The sequence below is a fragment of the Hyalangium sp. genome (genome assembly GCF_045802625.1).
In the GTDB taxonomy this organism is placed as follows: domain Bacteria; phylum Myxococcota; class Myxococcia; order Myxococcales; family Myxococcaceae; genus Hyalangium.
Genome location: NZ_JBJMQP010000005.1, coordinates 1 through 18,749, shown reverse-complemented (window position 1 = coordinate 18,749; position 18,749 = coordinate 1). Strand labels below are relative to the sequence as shown.

Genomic DNA, 18,749 nt, shown 5'->3' with positions numbered 1-18,749 from the left:
GAGCGCCTGCTCTCCGAGGCGGACGCCCGCATCGAGCACAAGGCGGAGAACTATCAGATCTTCAAGGACGCCCACGCGGCCCTCGGCGCCGAGCTCACCTGCACGCTGCTGGAGGAGCTGAACGTGGCTCCGGCCACGTGCGAGCGCGTGCGCTGGCTCGTCACCCGGCACGAGCGTCCTGGAGAGGACTCGGCCCTGGCGCTGCTCAACGACGCGGACGCCCTGTCCTTCTTCTCACTCAATTCCTCCGGCTTCATCCGGTACTTCAGCCTCGAGCACACCCGACGCAAGGTCGCCTACACCCTCGCCCGGCTGCGGCCGGAACAACACGCCCGCCTGGAGCGGGTTCGTCTGGCGCCGACCGTGAGGGCCCTGCTCGACGCTCAGCTCCACCGGGCCAGCCCGACGGCTCGGGAGGGCGCAGCATGAAGTTCGTCATCTTCGGCCTCACGGTCAGCACCTCGTGGGGGAACGGCCACGCCACGTTGTGGCGCGGGTTGATCTCCGCGCTCGTGGAGCAGGGACACCGCGTCGTGTTCTTCGAGAGGGATCTGCCCTTCTACGCTCCGCACCGGGATCTCACGGAGCTGCCCTCGGGCGCGGAGCTGATCCTCTATCCCTCGTGGGAGGAGGTGCTGCCGCGCGTGAGCCAGGAGCTCGCGGGCGCGGAGGTGGGCCTGGTGACGTCGTACTGCCCGGATGGCGTGGCCGCCTCGTGGCGGGTGCTCGAGTCGTCCGTGCCGGTCCGGTGCTTCTACGACATGGACACGCCCATCACCCTGGAGCGCGCCCAGCGGGGCGAGCCCGTGGAGTACATCCCCCCGGAGGGGCTGGGCTACTTCGACATCGTGCTCAGCTACACCGGCGGCCAGGCCCTGCGCGCCCTGTGCACGGTGCTCGGCGCGCGCTGCGTGGCGCCCCTCTACGGCAGCGTGGATCCGGGCGTGCACTACCCGGTGCCTCCCAGGCAGAGCTACCAGGGCGATCTCTCCTATCTGGGCACGTACGCCGCGAACCGGCAGGCGGCGCTGGAGCGGCTCTTCCTGGAGCCCGCCCGGCGGCTGCCTCAGCGGCGCTTCATCATCGGCGGGGCGCAGTACCCGGCCGACTTCGCCTGGACGCCCAACCTGTACTTCGTCCAGCACCTGCCCCCCGTGGAGCACCCGGCTTTCTACTGCTCGTCCCGGCTCACGCTGAACGTGACGCGCGGGCCCATGGCCGAGCTGGGCTACTGCCCCTCCGGGCGGCTCTTCGAGGCGGCCGCGTGCGGCGTCCCCGTGCTGACCGATGACTGGAAGGGGCTGGATACCTTCTTCCGCGTGGGAGAGGAGATCCTCGTGGCCCGGACGACCGAGGACACCCTCGAGGCCCTCTCGCGCTCCCCCGAGGAGCTGGCGCGCATGGGCCGCTTCGCTCGGGAGCGCGCCCTCACCGAGCACACCGCCGCCCGCCGCGCCGAGGAATTGGTGGACCTGATGGACACCACGCTCGCGCTCAGCGCCGAGCCCGAGCCCACGCTCGGGAGGATATGAACCATGTGGGGAATCATTCCAGCCGCAGGCATCGGCAGCCGCATCCAGCCGCTCGCCTTCTCCAAGGAGCTGCTGCCCGTGGGCGGGCGCCACGACGGGAAGACGGAGCGCCCTCGCGCCGTGAGCGAGTACCTGGTGGACCGGATGATCCGGGCCGGGGCGCGCAAGCTGTGCTTCGTCATCTCACCGGGCAAGTCGGACATCGTCGAGTACTACGGCGGCTCGGTGGGGCCCGCGCAGGTCTGCTACGCGGTCCAGCAGGAGCCGCTGGGGCTGTGTGACTCCATCTTCCGGGCGCTGCCCTTCATCCAACCGCAGGAGGTGGTGCTGGTGGGGCTGCCGGACACCGTCTGGTTCCCCGAGGACGGCCTGTGCCACCTGGGCGAGGGGCTCTCCTTCCTCCTGTTCCCCGTGGAGCACCCCGAGCTGTTCGATGCGGTGGTGACGGACGACGCCGGCACCGTGAGGGAGATCCAAGTGAAGCAGCCGGGCGCCACCTCGAACTGGATCTGGGGCGCCTTCAAGCTCACCGGCGCCATCCTGCTCGAGCTGCACGAGCTATGGCTCACGCGCGAGCCAAGGGACCCGTACATCGGCACGCTGGTGAACGAGTGGCTCGCGCGGGGCGGCAGGGCCCAGGCGGTGCGGGCCGGCGAGGCCTACGTGGACGTGGGGACGCTGCACGGCTACCGCGAGGCCATGTTGCTGCTGGGCTCGGACCGGCCGCCCGAGGGCTCCCATCCCGAGCGGAGCGTGCCCACCGTGGGCTCGCTCCTCGACACCGCTCCCGAAGGACACGCATGAACGCGAGCAGACAGAAGACGGCCTTGGCCATGACCTCCCAGGAGATCGAGCAGCGCGTGCGCAGCCTGGGCGAGTGGTTCCACAACCTGGACCTGCGCGGCGTGCGCACCGCCCCCAACCACTTCCTGGGCGACTACCCGGCGATGAACTGGAAGCGCGTGGCGCACGCGATTCCGGCGGACCTGACGGGCAAGACGGTGCTGGATATCGGCTGCAACGCCGGCTTCTTCTCCATGGAGATGAAGCGGCGCGGGGCCTCGCGCGTGGTGGCCATCGACAGCGACGAGCGCTACCTGGCCCAGGGCCGCTTCGCCGCCGAGGTGAACGGGCTGGACATCGAGTTCCGCCAGCTCGACGTCTACGACGTGGGCACCCTGCGCGAGAAGTTCGACCTGGTGCTCTTCATGGGCGTGCTCTACCACCTGCGCCATCCGCTGCTCGCGTTGGATCTGCTGCACGAGCACGTGGTGGGTGACCTGCTCTTCTTCCAGAGCATGCAGCGCGGCAGCCAGCACGTGGAGGAACTGAAGAAGGACTACCCCTTCGAGGAGCAGGCCATCTTCGAGCGGCTGAGCTTCCCGCTGGCCTACTTCATCGAGCACGAGTACGCGCACGACTGGACGAACTGGTGGATCCCCAACCGGGCCGGCGCCGAGGCCATGCTGCGCGCCGCCGGGTTCGATCTGCTCTCGTCGCCCGCTCCCGAGTTCTACCTCTGTCGCCGCCGCGAGCTGGATCCCCCTCGGCCGCGCGCCGTCCACCCTCGCACCTAGGAGAGCGCACCCATGGTCGAAGCCGTGATGCTGTGGAACGAACCCAACAACATGTCCCACTGGGACTTCGAGCTCGACAGGGACTGGGTGGAGTTCGCCCACATGACGAAGCTGGCCGCGGACGCGGTGAAGGCCGAGCGCCCCACCCTGCCGCGGGTGCTCGGCGGCATCTCTCCCATCGACGTGAACTTCCTCAAGAACATGGAGGGCAAGGGCGTCCTCGACAAAGTGGACGTGGTGGCCATCCACGGCTTCCCGCTGGACTGGAACCACTGGCAGATCCACGACTGGCCCGAGCGCATCGCCGAGGTGAAGGCGGCGGTGAAGCACCCGGTGTGGATCTCCGAGGTGGGCGTGTCCACCTTCGGCGCCGAGGAGGTGCAGGAGTTCGGCCTGCGGCGCACGGCGGAGCTGCTCATGGGCAAGGCGCCGCGCATCCACTGGTACAGCCTCTACGACTTGCCCAAGGCGTGGCCGGCGACGACGCGGCACCGCGAGGCGGAGGGCTCGTCGTACTACCGGCACTTCTACATGGGGCTGCTCAAGGAGGACGGGACGCCGAAGAAGGCGCTGCGCCACTTCGCGGACTACACGCCCGAGCTGGGCATCTGCCAGTGGTTCCACTTCGAGGACCACCGGCTGGACGACGCGGTGCAGTGGCTGCGCAAGCTGGGCGTGAAGAAGCTGCGCACGGGGCTGAGCTGGGCGGACAGCCACCGGCCGAACTTCGAGCCCTGGTTCGACCGGCAGATGAAGGCGTTGGACGAGTTCGATGTGACGGTGACGTTCTGCTTCACGCCGGGTAGCTGCGGCAAGAAGCCCCACCACACCAGCCCGCCCCACTGCCCCGAGGAGTTCGCGGACTTCTGCGCCCGCATGGTGCGCCGCTACACCTGAGCTCCTCGGCTGGCGGCAAGTAGGCGCGGGGCTCAGCGCGGCTTGACGAACTTCAGCGCGAAGCGGTCGCTGGTGCCTCGGCGCTCGGCGGCCGCGACCGGGCTGGAGTTCCAGTCGCGCGTGTCCTGCGGGTTGCGCCACACGTTGCTCTCCTCGGCGAGCTTGAAGCCCGCGGCCTGCACCTCGTCGCGGACGGTCTGCTCGTCGATGCGGTGCAGCGTCGAGGCGTCGTTCACACCCGTGCCGGGCTTCGCGCTGGAGTCGAGCACCACGTACACGCCGCCCGGCTTAAGCGCCCGGAAGATCGCCGCGTTCATCTTCGCGCGGTCCACGTTCAGCCACACCGAGTCGTGGTAGATGATGTTGCTCACCACCGCGTCCAGGTCCGTCACCTCGGGCGGCAGCGGATCATCCAGCTCGCGATCGACCCGCACCACCTTCGCGTTCACGGGCTTCGCGAGCCGCTCGCTCCAAGGCTTCTCGGCGAAGCGCTCGAGGACGATCTTGGGGTTCTCGCCGTAGACCGTGCCCGTAGGCCCTACCGCCCGGGCGAGCAGCTCCGTGGTGTAGCCCCCACCGGCCATCAGCTCGGCGACCTTCATGCCGGGGCCTACGCCCACGAACTGGAGCATCTCCGCGGGGTGACGGCCCGCATCGAGCGCCTTGTCGGCGTCGGCCCGGTCAGGCGCATGGGCGATGGCCTGCGCGGCGGAGGCCGACAGGGCGGAAGCGGCGGTGGAGGTGGAGGACTCGGAGGCCGACGTGTTGTGGGCACAACCGGCCAGGGAGAGACAAGCTGCCAGGAGGAGAGTGCGCATGGCGCCTTCATAGCGTGGCGCGGGCGCATCAGACAGGGCCTACCGCTTCGCTTTCTTCTTTCCTGGATTCGTCGCCTCGGCCTTCAGGCTGAGCACCGTATAGAGATTCATCATGTAGGTGCTGTTGCTCGGATCGAGATCCGCCGCCTTCTGGAAGAGCTCCGCCGCCTTGGCGTACTCCCGCCGCTGGTTCAGGAGGATCATCCCCAGCCGGTTGTAGAGCGGCGCGGGCTTGGGCAGCTGCGAGATGCCCACCTCGAGCGCCGCGATGGCCTCCTCGATCTTGCCGCTCCGCTCCAGCTGCACGACGCGCTGCAGCACCCCCTGGGTCGGATCGTCGCTCCTCGGAGTGGGCTTCGCCTCGAAGGGAGCGGGCTTCGCCCCGATGGGAGCGGGCTTCGCCTCCACGGGAGGGGAGCTCTCCTTCCGGGCGGGTGGCGGCTCGGGCGCGGCCGGACGAGCGGGCTTGGGCGGCTGCGTCTGCGAGCTCCTGGCGGGAGGCGGCGCGGGGCTCGTGAGCTGGGTGATTCCCCGCTCGCTCAGCGACTCGAAGATGGCGTGCAGCTCCACCTCGCTCAGGGAGGTGATCCGGGCGATGTCCGCGACCGACGTCCGCCCATCCACGAACGACAGGACGTAGGCCTCGAACGGGTTGAGCGGCTTCGTCGCGATGTCCAGGCCCCCGATGATGGTCGGGATCCGCGCAAGCGCCGAGGGCTCCACCGCGTACGAGGAGACTCGCGTCTTATCGAGGTGCGGAGGCGGAGGCACCTCGCGGGAGAGCTTGCGCTCGGGAGTCGTGAGCAGCGCTCGCACCAGGGAGACGTTGTCCCGTGGCGGCAGGTCCTCCAGGCTCCGGATGAGGAGCAGCTCACAGCGCTCGCACTGGAAGTCCCCGGCGGAGACGGGCGCGCCGCAGTGCGGACAGGCATCCTCGTCCGGCATGTGCTCGAAGGCGTGCGGATCCGCGTAGTAGTGCTTGCGGATCGCCGCCCGGATCGATCGCCGCACCGCCACCAAGGGCAGAACCTTCGTCACGCCCACCGTCCGGCCAATCTCCTCGAGGGCCCGCTGGCGCTGCGGCTCGGAGATGGCGATGTAGAGCCCTCCCGACTCGTCCAGCCGCAGCGGCATGAAGTCGAAGCCCTCCGCGAGCCGGACCGGAACCCGCTCGAGGAGCGTGGGATCAATCGGCGCCTGGGCCAGCTTCGCCGTCGAGACGAAGCGCGTCTTCAGCTCCTGGGCCAGCAGGCGCAACACCGGCGTCTCGTCCAACCCGAGCCGCACCAGGCACTCCCCGAGCTTCTGCCCCGTCTCCTTCTGCCGCTCGAGCGCTCGGGCCAGCATCTCTGGCGTCAACACTCCGTCCGAGATCAGCTGCTCCCCAAGCTTGCGCGCCATGCCGCTGATTCAAGGAGAACGCGCCCGCCCCGTCTACAAGAGGAATGGCCCGACGCCCCAGGCTTCAGGTGGCACGGCTACACACCGCCCCACACACAATTTCGCTCTCGGTGGATCCAAAGGGTCAAGCATTGGACAAGATGGCGTGAACGCAGCACTCACCGCGCTGGAGGCAGCGTGCGAGTCTCGAACCCATTGCTGGCCGTGGCGTACGCCGCAGTCTTTCTGAGCATTCAGTCGGGCTGTGGTGGTGGGGGTACGGATGTCAACGCACCGCCGGATGACAGCGCGAGCCGGGGACAAGGAGAGTCCCTCGACTCGGTCGAAACCCGCTGGAAGCGGGCCGTCAAAGACAAGCCCACCGGCCTCAGCTCCTCACTCGAGGTCTCCGGCAGCTCGATCTTCCTGAACACGAGCGGCAAGGCTCAGGTCGATGCCCCGGGCGCGCTGGTGCCCGCGCCGCTGTTCCCCAACAACCAGCGCTGCGTCTTCTTCGCCGATGCCCAGGTCGGCTCGCAGACCGGGCTCCTGGTGCTCGAGGGGGCGCAGCTCCAGCTCACCGCCGGCACGCTGGGCACTGTCGACGTCGGCTCCGCTGTCGCGCGCACCCAGGCGCCGAGCGGCAGCACCACGCCCGTGGTCGAGCTGACCACCGAGGACCATCTCACCGCCACCGCCAAGCCCAGCGTCACCTTCCCCTCGGACTGGAGCGGCACGGACAGCTCCCTGTTCTTCTCCCGCGGGGCGCTCGTCCACGCGAGCAACCTCACGCTCACCGGCTTCACCCGCGGGCTGCTCATCACCCCCTCGGGCAACACGCCGATCTCCGGGAGCGTGACGGTGACGTCCGCGACCCAGATGTACTGGGACTCGAAGTCCCACATCCAGGCCGCGACGGCCACCGTTCACAGCCCCGCGTTCGCGCTCGGGGGCGAGGTGGAGGCCGGTGCGCTCACCTCGACGGAGCTGCAGCCTGCCGCCAAGCCGCCCAGCATGATCAAGGGCCATGACGCCGACGTGACGCTCCGCCCCGGAAGCGCGAAGAGCCAGGGCTCGTTCCAGCTCACCCAGGCAGTGACCCAGGAGGGAGGAATGCTCCTGCAGCCTGACCTGGAGATCGCCTACGACACAACCCCTGTCACGGTGAAGAAGGACCAGCGCGCGCTGATCCCCGTCGTCTTCCGCGAGAAGACCCTGAAGGGCGACGCGGTGATCTCCGAGCTCCAGGTCACCGGCAGCGGCAAGGACGCGGTCAGCGTCCCGCTGGATCATGTCGACACCTACCTCGAGCAGCTCTGGAAGACGGTGGGGGACTCCGGCATCGAAGCGCCCTTCCTGGCCGTCACGCTCGCGCCCTTGTCGCCCTTCATCGCGCTCGGCGAGCTGCTCTCGTGCGCGTTCTCGACGTGCCCCCAGGCCTATCCCATCTGGATGAACGCGGGGACGGTCAATCGCTTCCACGTCATCGTCCAGGGCAACCTGCCTCCGGGCACCTATGAAGCGACGGTGACGATCGTGGGCCGCAACTTCGCCCCTCTGCAGATCCCCATCCAGTTCACCGTCACGGAGTGACAGGCCCGTCGGGCACCGGCGCTCAACCGGTGTCCGACGCGCGCGGGCGCTACGAGCGCGGGCGGTAGATGCGGTCGAGCGCCTCGGCCACCACCACCAGGCGCTCGGCCTCGGGATCGAACCTCGCGCCCTCGGACAGCCGCGTGGCCCAGTCCACCGCCGCGCGGCCGCCCCAGGCATCGGGAGGATCGCTCAGGCGCTGGCGCGAGGTGCCTCGGAACAGGTCCGCCGTGAAGTCGTAGAACGAGCCGTTCACGTTGCGGAACGAGGCGCCTCCCTTCGAGCCATAGAAGGACGCCTCGATGACGGCGTCACAGCCCGCGCTCACCTTCCACGAGCAGGCGAGCTGCACCGCCGTCCCGTTCTTCAGCTCGAGCTGCGCCACCGCGTAGTCCTCCACCGCGGCGCCCGGGTTCGTCAGCGGCTTGGCTCCGGCGTAGAGGTTGCTGGACACCCGCGTCACCTCGGGGAAGTCCAGCACCCAGAGCGCCAGGTCCACCAGGTGGATGCCCAGGTCCATCACGCAGCCGCCGCCCGAGAGCTTCGGATCATAGAACCACGCCTTGTCCGGTCCGTAGGCGTTGTGGAAGACGAGGTTCGTCGCGAACACGTCTCCCAGCTCGCCGCCCCGGATGTGCTCGCGCAGCTGCCGCATGCCCGCGGTGAAGCGATACGAGAGGTCCACGCCCAGCAGCCGGTTGGCGGCTCGGGCGGCATCCACCACGCGCCGGACCTCCTGGGCGTTGCGGCCCAGCGGCTTCTGGCAGAACACCGCGAGGCCCTTCTCCAGGGCGCGGATGGACTGCTCCGCGTGGACGGCGCTCGGGGTGGCGATGACGATACCGTCCAGCGGCGCCGCGAGCAGCTCCTCGAACGAGCCCGCGCGCTGGCAACCCGGAGCCGCCTTCTCCGCCTCCGTCATCGCCGTGGGCGATGGGTCCACTACCGCCGTCACCTCGGCCACCCCGCTCTGAGCGATGGCCTCCATCCGGTGCCGGCCAATCCACCCCACCCCGAGGAAGCCGAGCCTGGGGCGGTTCGCCTGCTTCTTCGCCGCGATTCCCTGCATCATGGTCGTGCGCTCCCTGGGTCAGAAGGTGACGAGGGCCTTGAGGAACCCATCCGGGCGCTTCTTCATCGCCTCGAAGGCCTGGTTCAGCTCGTCCAGCTTGAAGGTGTGCGTGTAGAGCGGCGTCGGATCCACCTTGCCCGAGGCCACCGCCGACACCGCCATCAGGATGCCCTCCAGGTACGCCTTCGGGTCGCGCTCGTGCGCGTTGATGACGTCCAGGCCGCGCCAGTTCCACAGCTGCATGTTCACCTGCCGCGGCCCGTCCTGGTGGTAGCCGGCGATGATCAGCTTGCCCCGCTCGCGCGTGAGCTCGGCCGCCAGATCCAACGGCCACTGCTCGCCCACCACCTCGATGACGCGATCGCAGAGCTTGCCGTCCGTGAGCTGCTTCACCCGGTCGATGATCTTCCAGTGGTCATCCATCGGGATGCACTCGGTGGCGCCGAACTTCCGCGCCAGCTCCAGCGCGAAGGGCCGCCGGGTGATGGCGATGACGCGCGCTCCCGCGTTGGCCGCCAGCCGCGTCACCAGCGCTCCCAGGAAGCCGATGCCGATGATGGCCACCGTCTGCCCCGAGTGGATGTCACTGCGCCGGAAGATGTTCATCGCGCAGCCGAGCGGCTCTCCCGGGAAGGGCTTGCCCTTGAGCGACGGAGGCAGCACCACCGCCGAGTCCGTGCCCACCACGTCGTACTCGGCAAAGGCGCTGTTCGAGAGCGTGGCCACGCGATCGCCCGGCTTGAAGCCCTGGACGCCGGAGCCCACCGCCTCCACCACGCCCCAGCCCTCGTGGCCCGGAGCGCCCGCCGCCAGCGGGTACTTGAACCAGTCGCGCCCCTCCCAGGTGGGCAGGTTCGAGCCGCAGACGCCGCAACCCTCCAGCTTCACGCTGAGCTGCCCCGGTCCCGGGTCCGGCTTCAGCACGTTCTCCACGCGAGCACCTTTGGGCTGCGCGATGACCGCGGCCTTCATCCTCGCCTGCGTTTCCATTCCAGTTGCCTCCAGCTGTCGAAAGGGGGCCCAGGGCTACTCCCGCTCATCGGGGAGCGACAAGGCACTCGCGCCGAAACGTGTGTCGGAGAACCGCGAGAGCGCTCGGTGGACGACGCGTCCGGAGCACGCGCGTCCGCGGGAGAACCTCGGGCCTGTACTCGGGTGCAGCCCCGCTTCTCGCTCCGCGGAATGCGCCTGAAGTTGTGTGCATGAATGAGTTCCACGGCAAGCGAATCGTGGTGCTGGGCGGCGCGGGGTTCCTGGGCTCCCACCTGTGTGAGCGGCTGCTCCGAGAGGGCGCCGAGGAGGTGATCAGCCTCGACAACTTCATCACCGGAGATCCGCGCAACGTGGCCGAGCTCCAGATGCTCGGGGACTTCCTCTCCGTGAGACATGACGTCACCGATCCCATCCGCATCGCGGGCCCGGTGGACTACGTGTTCAACCTGGCCTCGCCGGCCTCGCCCATCGACTATGCGCAGCTGCCCATCGAGACGCTGCGCGTGGGCGCGCTGGGCACGGAGAACGGCCTGCGGCTGGCGCGCGAGAAGGGCGCCGTGTTCCTCCAGGCCTCCACCTCGGAGATTTACGGGGATCCGTTCGTCCACCCGCAGAGGGAGGACTACTGGGGCAACGTGAACCCCATCGGGCCGCGCTCCGTGTATGACGAGGCCAAGCGCTACGGCGAGGCCATCGTCATGGCCTATCACCGCACCTACGGCGTGCGGACCCGGCTGGCGCGCATCTTCAACACGTATGGGCCGCGGATGCGGCTGGCGGATGGGCGCGTGGTGCCCGCCTTCGTGGGCCAGGCGCTGCGCGGCGAGGACTTCACCGTGTTCGGCGATGGCTCGCAGACGCGCTCGTTCTGCTACGTGAGGGATCTCATCGACGGGCTGGCGCGGCTGGCCCTGTCCAACGTCACCGAGCCGGTGAACCTGGGCAATCCGCGGGAGATGACCATCCTCGAGTTCGCCGAGGCGGTGCGGGCCGCGGCCGGTGGGGGTGGGCGCATCCTCTTCACACCGCTGCCCAAGGATGACCCCAAGCAGCGGCGCCCGGACATCACCCGGGCCCGGACGCTGCTGGGCTGGGAGCCGCGCGTGTCGCTGGAGGAGGGGCTCGTGGAGACGCTCGCGTGGTTCCGTAAGGCGCTCGCGGTGCGCGCTCCGGCTCCGCTCGTGGAGTTCAACGAGTTCGCGCGGATGTGAGCAGCAGCGCGGTGGACTCGGGTACGGCCACCTCGAGCTGACGGCCGTGCTTCGAGACGGGGATGCGCTGATCCGTGAGCGCGTCGCTCAGGGTTCCGGTGGCGCCCAGGGCCTCGAACTGCTCGGGGAGTTGGAGCCGCACCTTCGCCGCCGAGCCGAAGTTCAGGACGACCAGGACCGGAGCCTTTCGTGGTGCCGCGTCCTCGTGCCGCACGTAGGCCACCACCGAGTCCGAGCCCGAGCCCTGGACCTTGAGCGGAGTCCAGCTCCGCGAGGCGAGCGCGGGCAGTGACTCGCGCAGGTGGATGAGCTTGCGGTAGTGCTCCCGGAGCGCGTGCGGATCCTCCCAGGAGAGGGGCGGAGGGCGCTGGTAGGGCTCGTACTCGGCGCCGACCTCGTCGCCCGTGTAGACGATGGGCAGCCCCGGGAGCGTGAGCAGCAGCGCTGCGGCCACTCGCGTCGTGCCGACTCCGTATCTGTCGATGAAGCGCTTCGCGGTGTCGTTGTTGTTGATGAACCGGGCCACCCGGTTGACGGGCGTCTGCCCCGAGGTGAGCGCCGCATAGAGCCGCGAGGCCACCTGGCTCTTGTCCTCGAAGGCCTTCTCCCAGGCCCAGTGCCCCAGCTCAGGGGTCCAGTCATAGGCCGCGTTGAAGCCGTGCTTCACGAACCAGGAGTCCTGGGCGCTCGCCTCTGCCAGCAGGTACACGTCCGGCTTCACCGCTCGCAGCTCCGAGGCGAGCTGGCACCAGAACCGTGGCTGGCGCTCCTTGATGCCCCAGGCCGCGTCCACCCGGAAGCCATCCACGTCGTACTCGCGGACCCAGTACACGAAGGCCTGGGTCATCCACTCGGAGACCTTCGGGTTGTCGTAGTTGAGGTTCGGCAGGTGCGCCCAGTCGAAGTAGTGCGTCACGTTCCCGGCAGGGTCTCGGTCGTAGAAGTCGTAGTACGGCGACTCCTTCCCGTGAGCGAGCATGTCCCGGTAGTAGGGGTGCTCGACCGAGGTGTGGTTCGAGACGAAGTCCATCATCACCTGGATGCCCCGGGCGTGCGCCTGGCGGACCAGCTCCTTGAACTCGGCGCCGGTTCCGTAGTCGGGGCGCAGGCCGAAGTAGTCCGTGACGGCGTAGCCGAAGTCACCCGGGAGCGTCGTGTTCACCGGCGAGAGCCAGAGCGCGTCGACGCCGAGGCCCTTCAGGTAATCGAGCTTCTCGGTGACGGCCTGGAAGGGGTGCGAGCCAAAGAGCGGTGGGACGACGCCGTAGACCACGGCCCCTCGGACCCAGGCCGGATCGCGGACCGGGCCGCACGTGGGAGCCGAGGCGGCAGCCGTCTCAACCGCTGGCCTGGCTGCCTCCGCCTCACGCGCGAGCGCATCACCGGGATGCAGGCTCCCGAGGGCTACCAGAGTGAGGGACAGCAGAGAGGCGAGAGGACGAGCGAGCGGGCGGGGCATGATGGGGCCGACGTGCTGGATACGAAATGTCGACCGCTAACCCCAGGCGGGAATGGGAACTTCCACTCACACTCGCTCGGCTACTCAAGGACGAACTCCGGCGAGCAGGAGGGCATTCGCCCCTCCTTCAGTCCGCCACAAAGGCTGTGCGCCGCCGGGGGGAGGAGGTGACCGGCCACACCCGGTCACCTCGGCAACTCAGTGAGCCCCCGCGTCCGACGGAGTGCCCGCGTCCGGCTTCGAGCCGGGCTTGCGCAGCGGGCACGCCACCACCGCGCCCTCCGGATCGATGGCGTCCTTGCCGGACTCCACCTTCAGGATCTTCCGCCCCTCGCCCACGACGAACGTGTAGCGCTGCGCGAAGGACACCACCGGTGTCTTCACGTCGTACGCCTTCACCACGTTCCCGTCCGGATCCGGGACGAAGGCAAACGGCGCCTTCAGGGACTCCTTGAACTTCTTCAACGTCTCAGCGTCATCCATGGAGACGGCCAGGACCTGGCCGTTGAGCTTCTCGATGTCCGCGTACCGATCCCGGTACGCCGAGAGCTCGCGGGTTCAACCAGGGGTGAACGCCTTCGGGAAGAAGGCCACGATGACTGGGCCCGTCTTCACCATCTCCGACAGCGTGTGCGACTTGCCGTCGGTGTCCGTCACCGTGAAGTCCGGTGCGGTGTCACCTGCTTGCGGGACGGCGCTCGAGAACAAGCCCGTCACCAGGATGGGTAGGAGCATGACCCAGGTCTTAGTGGCCCGCCCGCCTGGAAGGCAAGCTCCCCGGCGCTCTTCGTGTCACTTCCCCGCCATGCGCGCCCACACCGCCGCCGCGGCCTCGCGCGCCTGGTCCGCCACCACCATCGGGTTCACCGACAGCGGCCGCCGAGCCCACATGCGCCACGTCCCATCCACCATCACCGCCTCCACGTGCCGCGAGCCCAGCCCGAACACCACGTGCCAGGCCAGGTTCTCCGACGTGAGCGGCGTGGCCGGCAGGTAGTCCAGGACGAGCAGATCCGCCAGCGCGCCCTCGCGCAGCGGCCCCACCTGCAGCTCGAACACCTGCGACGCCAGCCGGTGCCCGTTGGCCAGGTAGCGCAGCACGTCAATGGGCTGCCCCGCCTCGCGCGAGCGCAGGTACGCCGCCTGCGCCTCCGCGAACAGGTCCGCCGAGAGGCTGTCCGCCCCCAGCGTGGCCCGCGCGCCGAACTTCAACGCCGGCGCGTACCCCACCTCGAGCCGCTGGTTGGAGCGCGGCGTGTGCACCAGCCACGAGCCCGTGCTGATCACCTGCGCCAGGTCCGCCCACGCCAGGTGCCCCGCATGCGCCACCTGGCTGTGCGGAGACAGCAGCCCCGCCTCCATCAGCCGTGGCACCGGCGCCGAGCCGTGCCGCTCCACCGAGAGCTTCTCGTCCAGCGGATCCTCCGCCAAAGGCACGTGCAGCCCCTTGCCCGTGGAGGCCACCGCCTGCTTCAGCCCCTCCAGCGCGTCGGGGCCCAGGGTGAAGATGTGGCCTGCGCCCACCTGCCCTCGGAAGCGCCCCTTCGCCTTCTTCGCGAAGGTGACCGTCTCCTCCAGCCCCTCCTCGCGCCCCACCGCCCCCGCCCGATCCGTCACCGCGTAGGACAGCAGCCCGCGCACGCCCACCTCGTGCAGCCCGCGCGCCACCCGCGTCAGCGAGCCCAGGATCTCCCTCGGAGACGAGTGCAGATCCACCACCGTCGTGGTGCCGCACTGCAGCGCCTCCAGGCCGCCCGCCGTCGCCGCCACCTGCACCGCGTCCTGATCCAGCGCGTCCTCGTAGCGCCAGCGCACCTTCTCCAGCGCCTCCTGGTAGCTGTCCAGCGCCGGCTCGGGCATGCCTCGGCCCAGCGACATGTGCAGCCGGTGGTGCGCGCTCACCAGCCCCGGGAACACGAGCTTGCCCGACAGCGCCACCACTTCGTCATCCGGCTGCGGCTGCAGATCCGGCCCGCGGGCGACGATGCGCGCATCCTCGATGCGCAGGTCCACCCGCTCGACGATGGCCGGCTCCAGCTCGACGACGTTTCCACCCTTGAGGACGGTACCCAACGGCGCTCCACCTCGAAGCAGCTACGGAAAGCCTCTCGCCGGGACCTGCCCATCCAGGTTCCCGGCTCTCTCGGACGTTACCACTCCGCTCCTCCCCTGGCGCAGAGAAGCCGCGAGACGGGGTAGGTGCGAGTGCTCTCAGCGCCCCGCCACCGGAGGCTGGACGGCGCGCTCCGAGGGCCGGGCCGCGTTGCCGCGCCGCAGCTTCACCACCTCGGCCGTCACCGTCACGCTGCTGGGCAGGGGGACGACGAAGAAGATGGCGCCCAGCACCTGCTGCACCGGCAGGTACTGCGTCTGCCGGAAGCGCACGTTGATGGCGCCGTCGCCGCCCATCTCGCGAATCTGCGGCATGAGCACGTCCTTGAGGCCCGCCTCGATGTCCGTGCCCACCACATCAATGAAGCCGAACAGCAGCACGCCCGAGCGCGTGGCCTGCACCATGCCGAGCGACTCGTAGGGCTCCGGAATGTCTCCGGCGGTGAGGAAGACTTCACTGCCGCTGCGGTCCGAGGGGACGGCGGCGGTGTTGATGACGGTGCAGCCGGTGAGGGCCACCAGTGAGAGGGCGAGCAGCAGACGCATCGGGGAGAGCCTCACGGAGTGGAGAGGAACTGGATGACTTCGCCGGTGACGACCACCGAGCGGTTGCGCGTCTTCACCTCGCCCTGACCGCTGGCGACGTTGGCCACGCTCTGGGAGAGCTCCCCCAGGCGCTCGATGTCGGTGGGGGGGTTCTCGTCGACGAAGTCGATGTGGATGACGCCGTCGCCGCCCATGCGCGCGGCCACCTGGGACAAGGTGCCACGGATGGTGCCGTCCAGCCCGGCCTCGCCCACGTCCGTCATGCCCGCCACGGTGACGCCGTAGCCCGTCACCTGGGCGAAGCCCACGGTGCGGTAGGGGCGCGGCGAGCTGCCCGTGGTCAGGAAGATGCCGCGCCGGTCGGGCTCGAGCGGGCGGTCCGACAGCGGCGAGCCGCGCACCGTGGCGCCGCAGCCCGCGGCCAGCACCAGGGGCATCAGGAGCAGAAGTCTCACGAAGAACCCTCCAGGAACAAAGAGGCCACCCTCACCGCGTGGAGGCCACGGAGCCGGAGCCCTGGCCAGGAGCCTGAGCGCCGGCCTCGAGCTTCACCACCTCGCCGGTGATGGTGGCCTCGCTCGGCAGGGGGATGAAGAAGAGGATGGAGAAGAGGATGCGGGTGGGCAGGGTGTACTGCGTCTGCTGGAAGCGGACGTTGATGATGCCGTCGCCCCCCATCTCCCGGACCTGGGGCAGCAGCTGCTCGTCCAGATCCGACTGGAGATCCGTGCCCGCCGGATCCGCGAAGCCGAACAGGAGCACCCCGCGCCGCGTCGCCTGCACCACGCCCAGGCTCTTGTAGGGCCCCGCCACGTCTCGGGTGGAGACGAACACGTCATGGCCGCGCTCCGAGGTTGGCACCCGCGCCATATCCACCGTCGTGCACCCACCCAGGGCGACGAGGACTCCCAGGAGCAGAACCCACCGACCAGCCATGTGATTGACCTCCAATTCCAAGCGGAAGGGTAGCGTGTTGCGGGAAAAAACTGGGGGCAAAATTCCTGCCTTCCCGCCCTCTCCCCGGCCGGCCAGGTGCCAAACCGGCCAGCGCAGACAGGACGCGAGCCCTCGGGATACGTAGACTGCGCCCGCCTTGGGCGACCCCGAACAGAACTATTGGCTGGGCCGCTACCGGCTGAGCGCGCGCATCGCGACAGGCGGCATGGCCGAGGTGTACCTGGGCCGCCGCATCGAGGAGAACGGCCAGCGCGGCCCGGCGGTGGCGGTGAAGCGGCTCTTGCCCCACCTCGTGTCGGACCGGCGCATCGTCCAGATGTTCCTCAATGAGGCGCGCATCACCGCCCAGGTGCACCACCCCAACGTGGTCACCATCCTCGAGCTGGGCGTGGAGGACTCCGAGCCCTTCATCGCCATGGAGCTGCTGGAGGGGCGCTCTTTCGCGGAGCTGCGCGCGGAGGCGGCCGAGCGCGGCCAGCGCGTGCCCCTGGGCGTCACCCTGCGCGTGCTCGTGGACGCGTGCCGGGGGCTGGATGCGGCCCACCGCGCCGTGGACGAGGCGGGCCGGCCCCTGCGCATCGTCCATCGCGACTTCACCCCGGACAACATCCACGTCGGCGTGAATGGGGCCATCAAGGTCATCGACTTCGGCATCGCCAAGGCGGAGACGCTCGGCTCGGGCACCGAGCCCGGCACGCTCAAGGGCAAGTTCTTCTACATGTCGCCGGAGATGATCGTGGGCAACACGGTGGATCACCGCGCGGACATCTTCGCCGCCGGGGTCATGCTCTACGAGCAGCTCTGCGGCCGGCGGCCCTTCACCGGGCTCAACCCCGAGGAGGTGCTGACGCGCATCGCCGAGGGGCGCCCCAAGCCTCCCACCGCGTTTGATCCGTCCGTGCCCAACGCGCTGGAGCACATCTGCCTCACCGCGCTGCACCGGGACCCGAACTCGCGCTTCGAGACGCTCCAGGTGTTCACCGACGCCATCGAGAGCGTGGGCGGCCAGGCCGAGGTGGCCACTCCCGAGCAGGTGGCCGCCTACGTGGAGCAGCTCTTCCCGCTCGACAGCGATCCGAAGCGCCAGGCGCTGCAGCGCGCGCGTTCGGCGGATCCGTCGGACTCCGGCTCGCAGCCCTCCGGGCCGGTGATGGAGGTGGCTCGCGGCAAGGCTCGGGGAACCACGCCTGCTCCGGCGAAGAGCCCGATCGCGGGGAGGGGACCGGCGGTCTCGCCCACCGCGAAGACCCTGCCTCCTGGGCCCGCCACGCTGCCTCCCGAGCCGGCCACGATGCCCGCCACTCCGGTGACGCCCAAGGCTCGCTCCGCGCGGGGGCCGCTGCGCATCGTGCTCGTCGCCGTGCTGCTGCTGGCAGTCGTGGGCGGAGGCGTGGGCTGGCTGCTGCTGCGCCCCAACGCGCTGCCCGCCGACCGGATCGCCACCGCCGCAGCCACCTCCAACCGCCAGGAGCGAAAGGCGGCGCTGAAGGGGCTCGAGAAGGACGAGCGCGCCACGGCCCAGGAGCTGGCTCGGGCGGGTGAGCTGCTTCTGGAGGTAGGAGAGAACGACGCGGCGCTGGAGCTCGCGGAGGCCTTCACGCAGCGCTTCCCCAAGGACGTGGAGGGCCAACTGTTGGCCGCGCGGGCCGCCACCGAGCTACGTAAGGGCAAGCGCGCCGAGCGCGCCATCGAAGAGGCCACCGCGCTCGCGCCGGGAGATGTGCGCCCCGCGCTGGCCCTGGCCAATCTGCGAGAGCGCCAGGGAGACGTGCCGGGCGCCATCGCCGCGCTCGCCAAGGCCTATGAGAAGCGGCCCAAGGATCCGCAGATCGCTCCGCGCTACGGGATGCTCTTGTCGCAGGGTGGGAAGCTGGATGAGGCCTCGGAGGTGCTCGGCGCCTGGACGAGAGACCACAATGACGCCGAGGCGCTCGCGGAGCTGGCCTTCGTGCGCTACCGCCAGGAGCGTGTGGAAGACGCGGCCGCCCTGCTCAAACGAGCGCTCAAGAAGTCTCCCAAGCTCGCCATCGCCCACTACTACCTGGGAGCCATCCTCTTCCGGCAGGGAGACGCCGCGGGCGCCGAGCGGGCCTACCGGGAGGCGGATCAGCTCGCTCCGGAAGACCCGCGGGCGCTGGCCGCCCGGTGTCAGCTCCATGCGCGGCAGGGCAACGAAGCCGCCGTGGCCGAGGTGAAGAAGGAGCTGGCCTCCCGCTTCCCGGAGCACGCGGAAGCGCTCGCGGCGCAGTGCAAGTCGGACAATTGATTGATCCCGAGACCGTGCACCAGCCCCCATGCCACGCTCCAGCATGGAGCAGAAGGGCGCGCGGTGCGCTAGGTAGGCACGTGTCCATGCCCCTTCCCCTCCGTCTCTCCTTCGAGACCCACCCTCGTCCCTGAGAGAGTCCCGTGAGCCCTCGCGCCCTCATCATCAACGCTGACGATCTTGGCTACGATCCCGCCGTCACCCGAGGCATCCTCCGCGCGATGCGCGAGGGAGTCGTCTCCTCGGCCACCTTCATGGTGAACACGCCCTACTCCGAAGCGGCGGCTCGCGAGGCGAAGGGGCTCTCCATCGGCCTGCACCTCAACCTCGCGCGTG

The 18,749-nt window shown here is 69.4% G+C and carries 19 protein-coding genes; 9 read left to right on the top strand and 10 right to left on the bottom strand.

What is annotated here, in order from left to right; translation table 11 throughout:
- The 5 genes from ACJ8AT_RS00780 to ACJ8AT_RS00760 all read left to right on the top strand — a co-directional run.
- Positions 1–429: DUF4202 family protein (locus ACJ8AT_RS00780; RefSeq protein ID WP_407735582.1), on the top strand; the 429-nt coding region annotated here is incomplete at its 5' end.
- Entirely contained in the window at positions 426–1,532 is a 1,107-nt protein-coding gene (locus ACJ8AT_RS00775) for a glycosyltransferase (RefSeq protein WP_407735581.1), read from the top strand. The genes ACJ8AT_RS00780 and ACJ8AT_RS00775, both read left to right, overlap by 4 nt.
- A gap of 3 nt (positions 1,533–1,535) precedes the next feature.
- Positions 1,536–2,336 (top strand): nucleotidyltransferase family protein, encoded by an 801-nt coding sequence (locus tag ACJ8AT_RS00770; RefSeq protein ID WP_407735580.1) that lies wholly within the window; start codon positions 1,536–1,538, stop codon positions 2,334–2,336.
- Entirely contained in the window at positions 2,333–3,109 is a 777-nt protein-coding gene (locus ACJ8AT_RS00765) for a TIGR04290 family methyltransferase (RefSeq protein ID WP_407735579.1), read from the top strand. Before ACJ8AT_RS00770 ends, ACJ8AT_RS00765 begins: the two co-directional genes overlap by 4 nt.
- A gap of 12 nt (positions 3,110–3,121) precedes the next feature.
- Entirely contained in the window at positions 3,122–4,006 is an 885-nt protein-coding gene (locus ACJ8AT_RS00760) for a beta-xylosidase (RefSeq protein WP_407735578.1), read from the top strand.
- A gap of 32 nt (positions 4,007–4,038) precedes the next feature.
- On the opposite strand, the gene ACJ8AT_RS00755 is transcribed toward ACJ8AT_RS00760, so the two are convergent.
- Complete coding sequence (locus ACJ8AT_RS00755; protein WP_407735577.1) at positions 4,039–4,824, bottom strand: class I SAM-dependent methyltransferase; 786 nt, start codon at positions 4,822–4,824, stop codon at positions 4,039–4,041.
- Positions 4,825–4,863: 39 nt separating this feature from the next.
- A complete protein-coding gene (locus ACJ8AT_RS00750) occupies positions 4,864–6,225 on the bottom strand; it encodes a hypothetical protein (RefSeq protein WP_407735576.1) in 1,362 nt (453 codons plus the stop codon).
- 177 nt (positions 6,226–6,402) lie between these two features.
- On the opposite strand from ACJ8AT_RS00750, the gene ACJ8AT_RS00745 reads away from it, so the two are divergent.
- Positions 6,403–7,797 carry a hypothetical protein gene (locus ACJ8AT_RS00745; protein ID WP_407735575.1) on the top strand — a complete coding sequence of 465 codons (1,395 nt, stop codon included), beginning with the start codon at positions 6,403–6,405 and terminating at the stop codon, positions 7,795–7,797.
- A gap of 49 nt (positions 7,798–7,846) precedes the next feature.
- Here ACJ8AT_RS00745 and ACJ8AT_RS00740 read toward each other — a convergent pair whose 3' ends face one another.
- Positions 7,847–8,869, bottom strand: a complete 1,023-nt coding sequence (locus ACJ8AT_RS00740; RefSeq protein ID WP_407735574.1) for a Gfo/Idh/MocA family protein — start codon at positions 8,867–8,869, stop codon at positions 7,847–7,849.
- Between the two features lie 18 nt (positions 8,870–8,887).
- Positions 8,888–9,859, bottom strand: coding sequence for an MDR/zinc-dependent alcohol dehydrogenase-like family protein (locus ACJ8AT_RS00735; RefSeq protein ID WP_407735573.1), 972 nt, complete (start codon positions 9,857–9,859; stop codon positions 8,888–8,890).
- Between the two features lie 212 nt (positions 9,860–10,071).
- Between ACJ8AT_RS00735 and ACJ8AT_RS00730 the strand changes: the two genes are divergently transcribed.
- Positions 10,072–11,073 carry a UDP-glucuronic acid decarboxylase family protein gene (locus ACJ8AT_RS00730; RefSeq protein WP_407735572.1) on the top strand — a complete coding sequence of 334 codons (1,002 nt, stop codon included), beginning with the start codon at positions 10,072–10,074 and terminating at the stop codon, positions 11,071–11,073.
- Here the strand turns inward: ACJ8AT_RS00730 and ACJ8AT_RS00725 are convergent.
- From ACJ8AT_RS00725 to ACJ8AT_RS00700, 6 genes are all read right to left on the bottom strand, one after another.
- On the bottom strand, positions 11,051–12,346 hold the full coding sequence (locus ACJ8AT_RS00725; protein WP_407735571.1) for an alpha-amylase family glycosyl hydrolase: 1,296 nt from the start codon (positions 12,344–12,346) through the stop codon (positions 11,051–11,053). The genes ACJ8AT_RS00730 and ACJ8AT_RS00725 overlap by 23 nt on opposite strands.
- A gap of 384 nt (positions 12,347–12,730) precedes the next feature.
- Positions 12,731–13,267: a peroxiredoxin gene (locus ACJ8AT_RS00720; protein WP_407735570.1), complete on the bottom strand. Its 537-nt coding sequence runs from the start codon at positions 13,265–13,267 to the stop codon at positions 12,731–12,733.
- Between the two features lie 57 nt (positions 13,268–13,324).
- Entirely contained in the window at positions 13,325–14,605 is a 1,281-nt protein-coding gene (locus tag ACJ8AT_RS00715; RefSeq protein ID WP_407735569.1) for an amidohydrolase family protein, read from the bottom strand.
- A 138-nt stretch (positions 14,606–14,743) separates the two neighbouring features.
- Entirely contained in the window at positions 14,744–15,190 is a 447-nt protein-coding gene (locus tag ACJ8AT_RS00710) for a hypothetical protein (protein WP_407735568.1), read from the bottom strand.
- A gap of 11 nt (positions 15,191–15,201) precedes the next feature.
- On the bottom strand, positions 15,202–15,645 hold the full coding sequence (locus tag ACJ8AT_RS00705; protein WP_407735567.1) for a hypothetical protein: 444 nt from the start codon (positions 15,643–15,645) through the stop codon (positions 15,202–15,204).
- 31 nt (positions 15,646–15,676) lie between these two features.
- Positions 15,677–16,126, bottom strand: a complete 450-nt coding sequence (locus ACJ8AT_RS00700; RefSeq protein ID WP_407735566.1) for a hypothetical protein — start codon at positions 16,124–16,126, stop codon at positions 15,677–15,679.
- Between the two features lie 157 nt (positions 16,127–16,283).
- Between ACJ8AT_RS00700 and ACJ8AT_RS00695 the strand changes: the two genes are divergently transcribed.
- Both ACJ8AT_RS00695 and ACJ8AT_RS00690 read left to right on the top strand, forming a co-directional pair.
- Complete coding sequence (locus ACJ8AT_RS00695) at positions 16,284–18,413, top strand: protein kinase domain-containing protein (protein WP_407735565.1); 2,130 nt, start codon at positions 16,284–16,286, stop codon at positions 18,411–18,413.
- Between the two features lie 143 nt (positions 18,414–18,556).
- On the top strand, positions 18,557–18,749 hold a 193-nt coding region (locus tag ACJ8AT_RS00690), incomplete at its 3' end, for a ChbG/HpnK family deacetylase (protein WP_407735564.1).

Bases quoted from the DNA above. Each gene is read 5' to 3' on its own strand.
- ACJ8AT_RS00765 (WP_407735579.1), top strand. From the start codon at position 2,333: ATGAACGCGAGCAGACAGAAGACGGCCTTGGCCATGACCTCCCAGGAG.
- ACJ8AT_RS00740 (WP_407735574.1), bottom strand. From the start codon at position 8,869: ATGATGCAGGGAATCGCGGCGAAGAAGCAGGCGAACCGCCCCAGGCTC.
- ACJ8AT_RS00755 (WP_407735577.1), bottom strand. From the start codon at position 4,824: ATGCGCACTCTCCTCCTGGCAGCTTGTCTCTCCCTGGCCGGTTGTGCC.
- ACJ8AT_RS00735 (WP_407735573.1), bottom strand. From the start codon at position 9,859: ATGGAAACGCAGGCGAGGATGAAGGCCGCGGTCATCGCGCAGCCCAAA.
- ACJ8AT_RS00770 (WP_407735580.1), top strand. From the start codon at position 1,536: ATGTGGGGAATCATTCCAGCCGCAGGCATCGGCAGCCGCATCCAGCCG.
- ACJ8AT_RS00775 (WP_407735581.1), top strand. From the start codon at position 426: ATGAAGTTCGTCATCTTCGGCCTCACGGTCAGCACCTCGTGGGGGAAC.
- ACJ8AT_RS00710 (WP_407735568.1), bottom strand. From the start codon at position 15,190: ATGCGTCTGCTGCTCGCCCTCTCACTGGTGGCCCTCACCGGCTGCACC.
- ACJ8AT_RS00700 (WP_407735566.1), bottom strand. From the start codon at position 16,126: ATGGCTGGTCGGTGGGTTCTGCTCCTGGGAGTCCTCGTCGCCCTGGGT.
- ACJ8AT_RS00760 (WP_407735578.1), top strand. From the start codon at position 3,122: ATGGTCGAAGCCGTGATGCTGTGGAACGAACCCAACAACATGTCCCAC.
- ACJ8AT_RS00750 (WP_407735576.1), bottom strand. From the start codon at position 6,225: ATGGCGCGCAAGCTTGGGGAGCAGCTGATCTCGGACGGAGTGTTGACG.
- ACJ8AT_RS00730 (WP_407735572.1), top strand. From the start codon at position 10,072: ATGAATGAGTTCCACGGCAAGCGAATCGTGGTGCTGGGCGGCGCGGGG.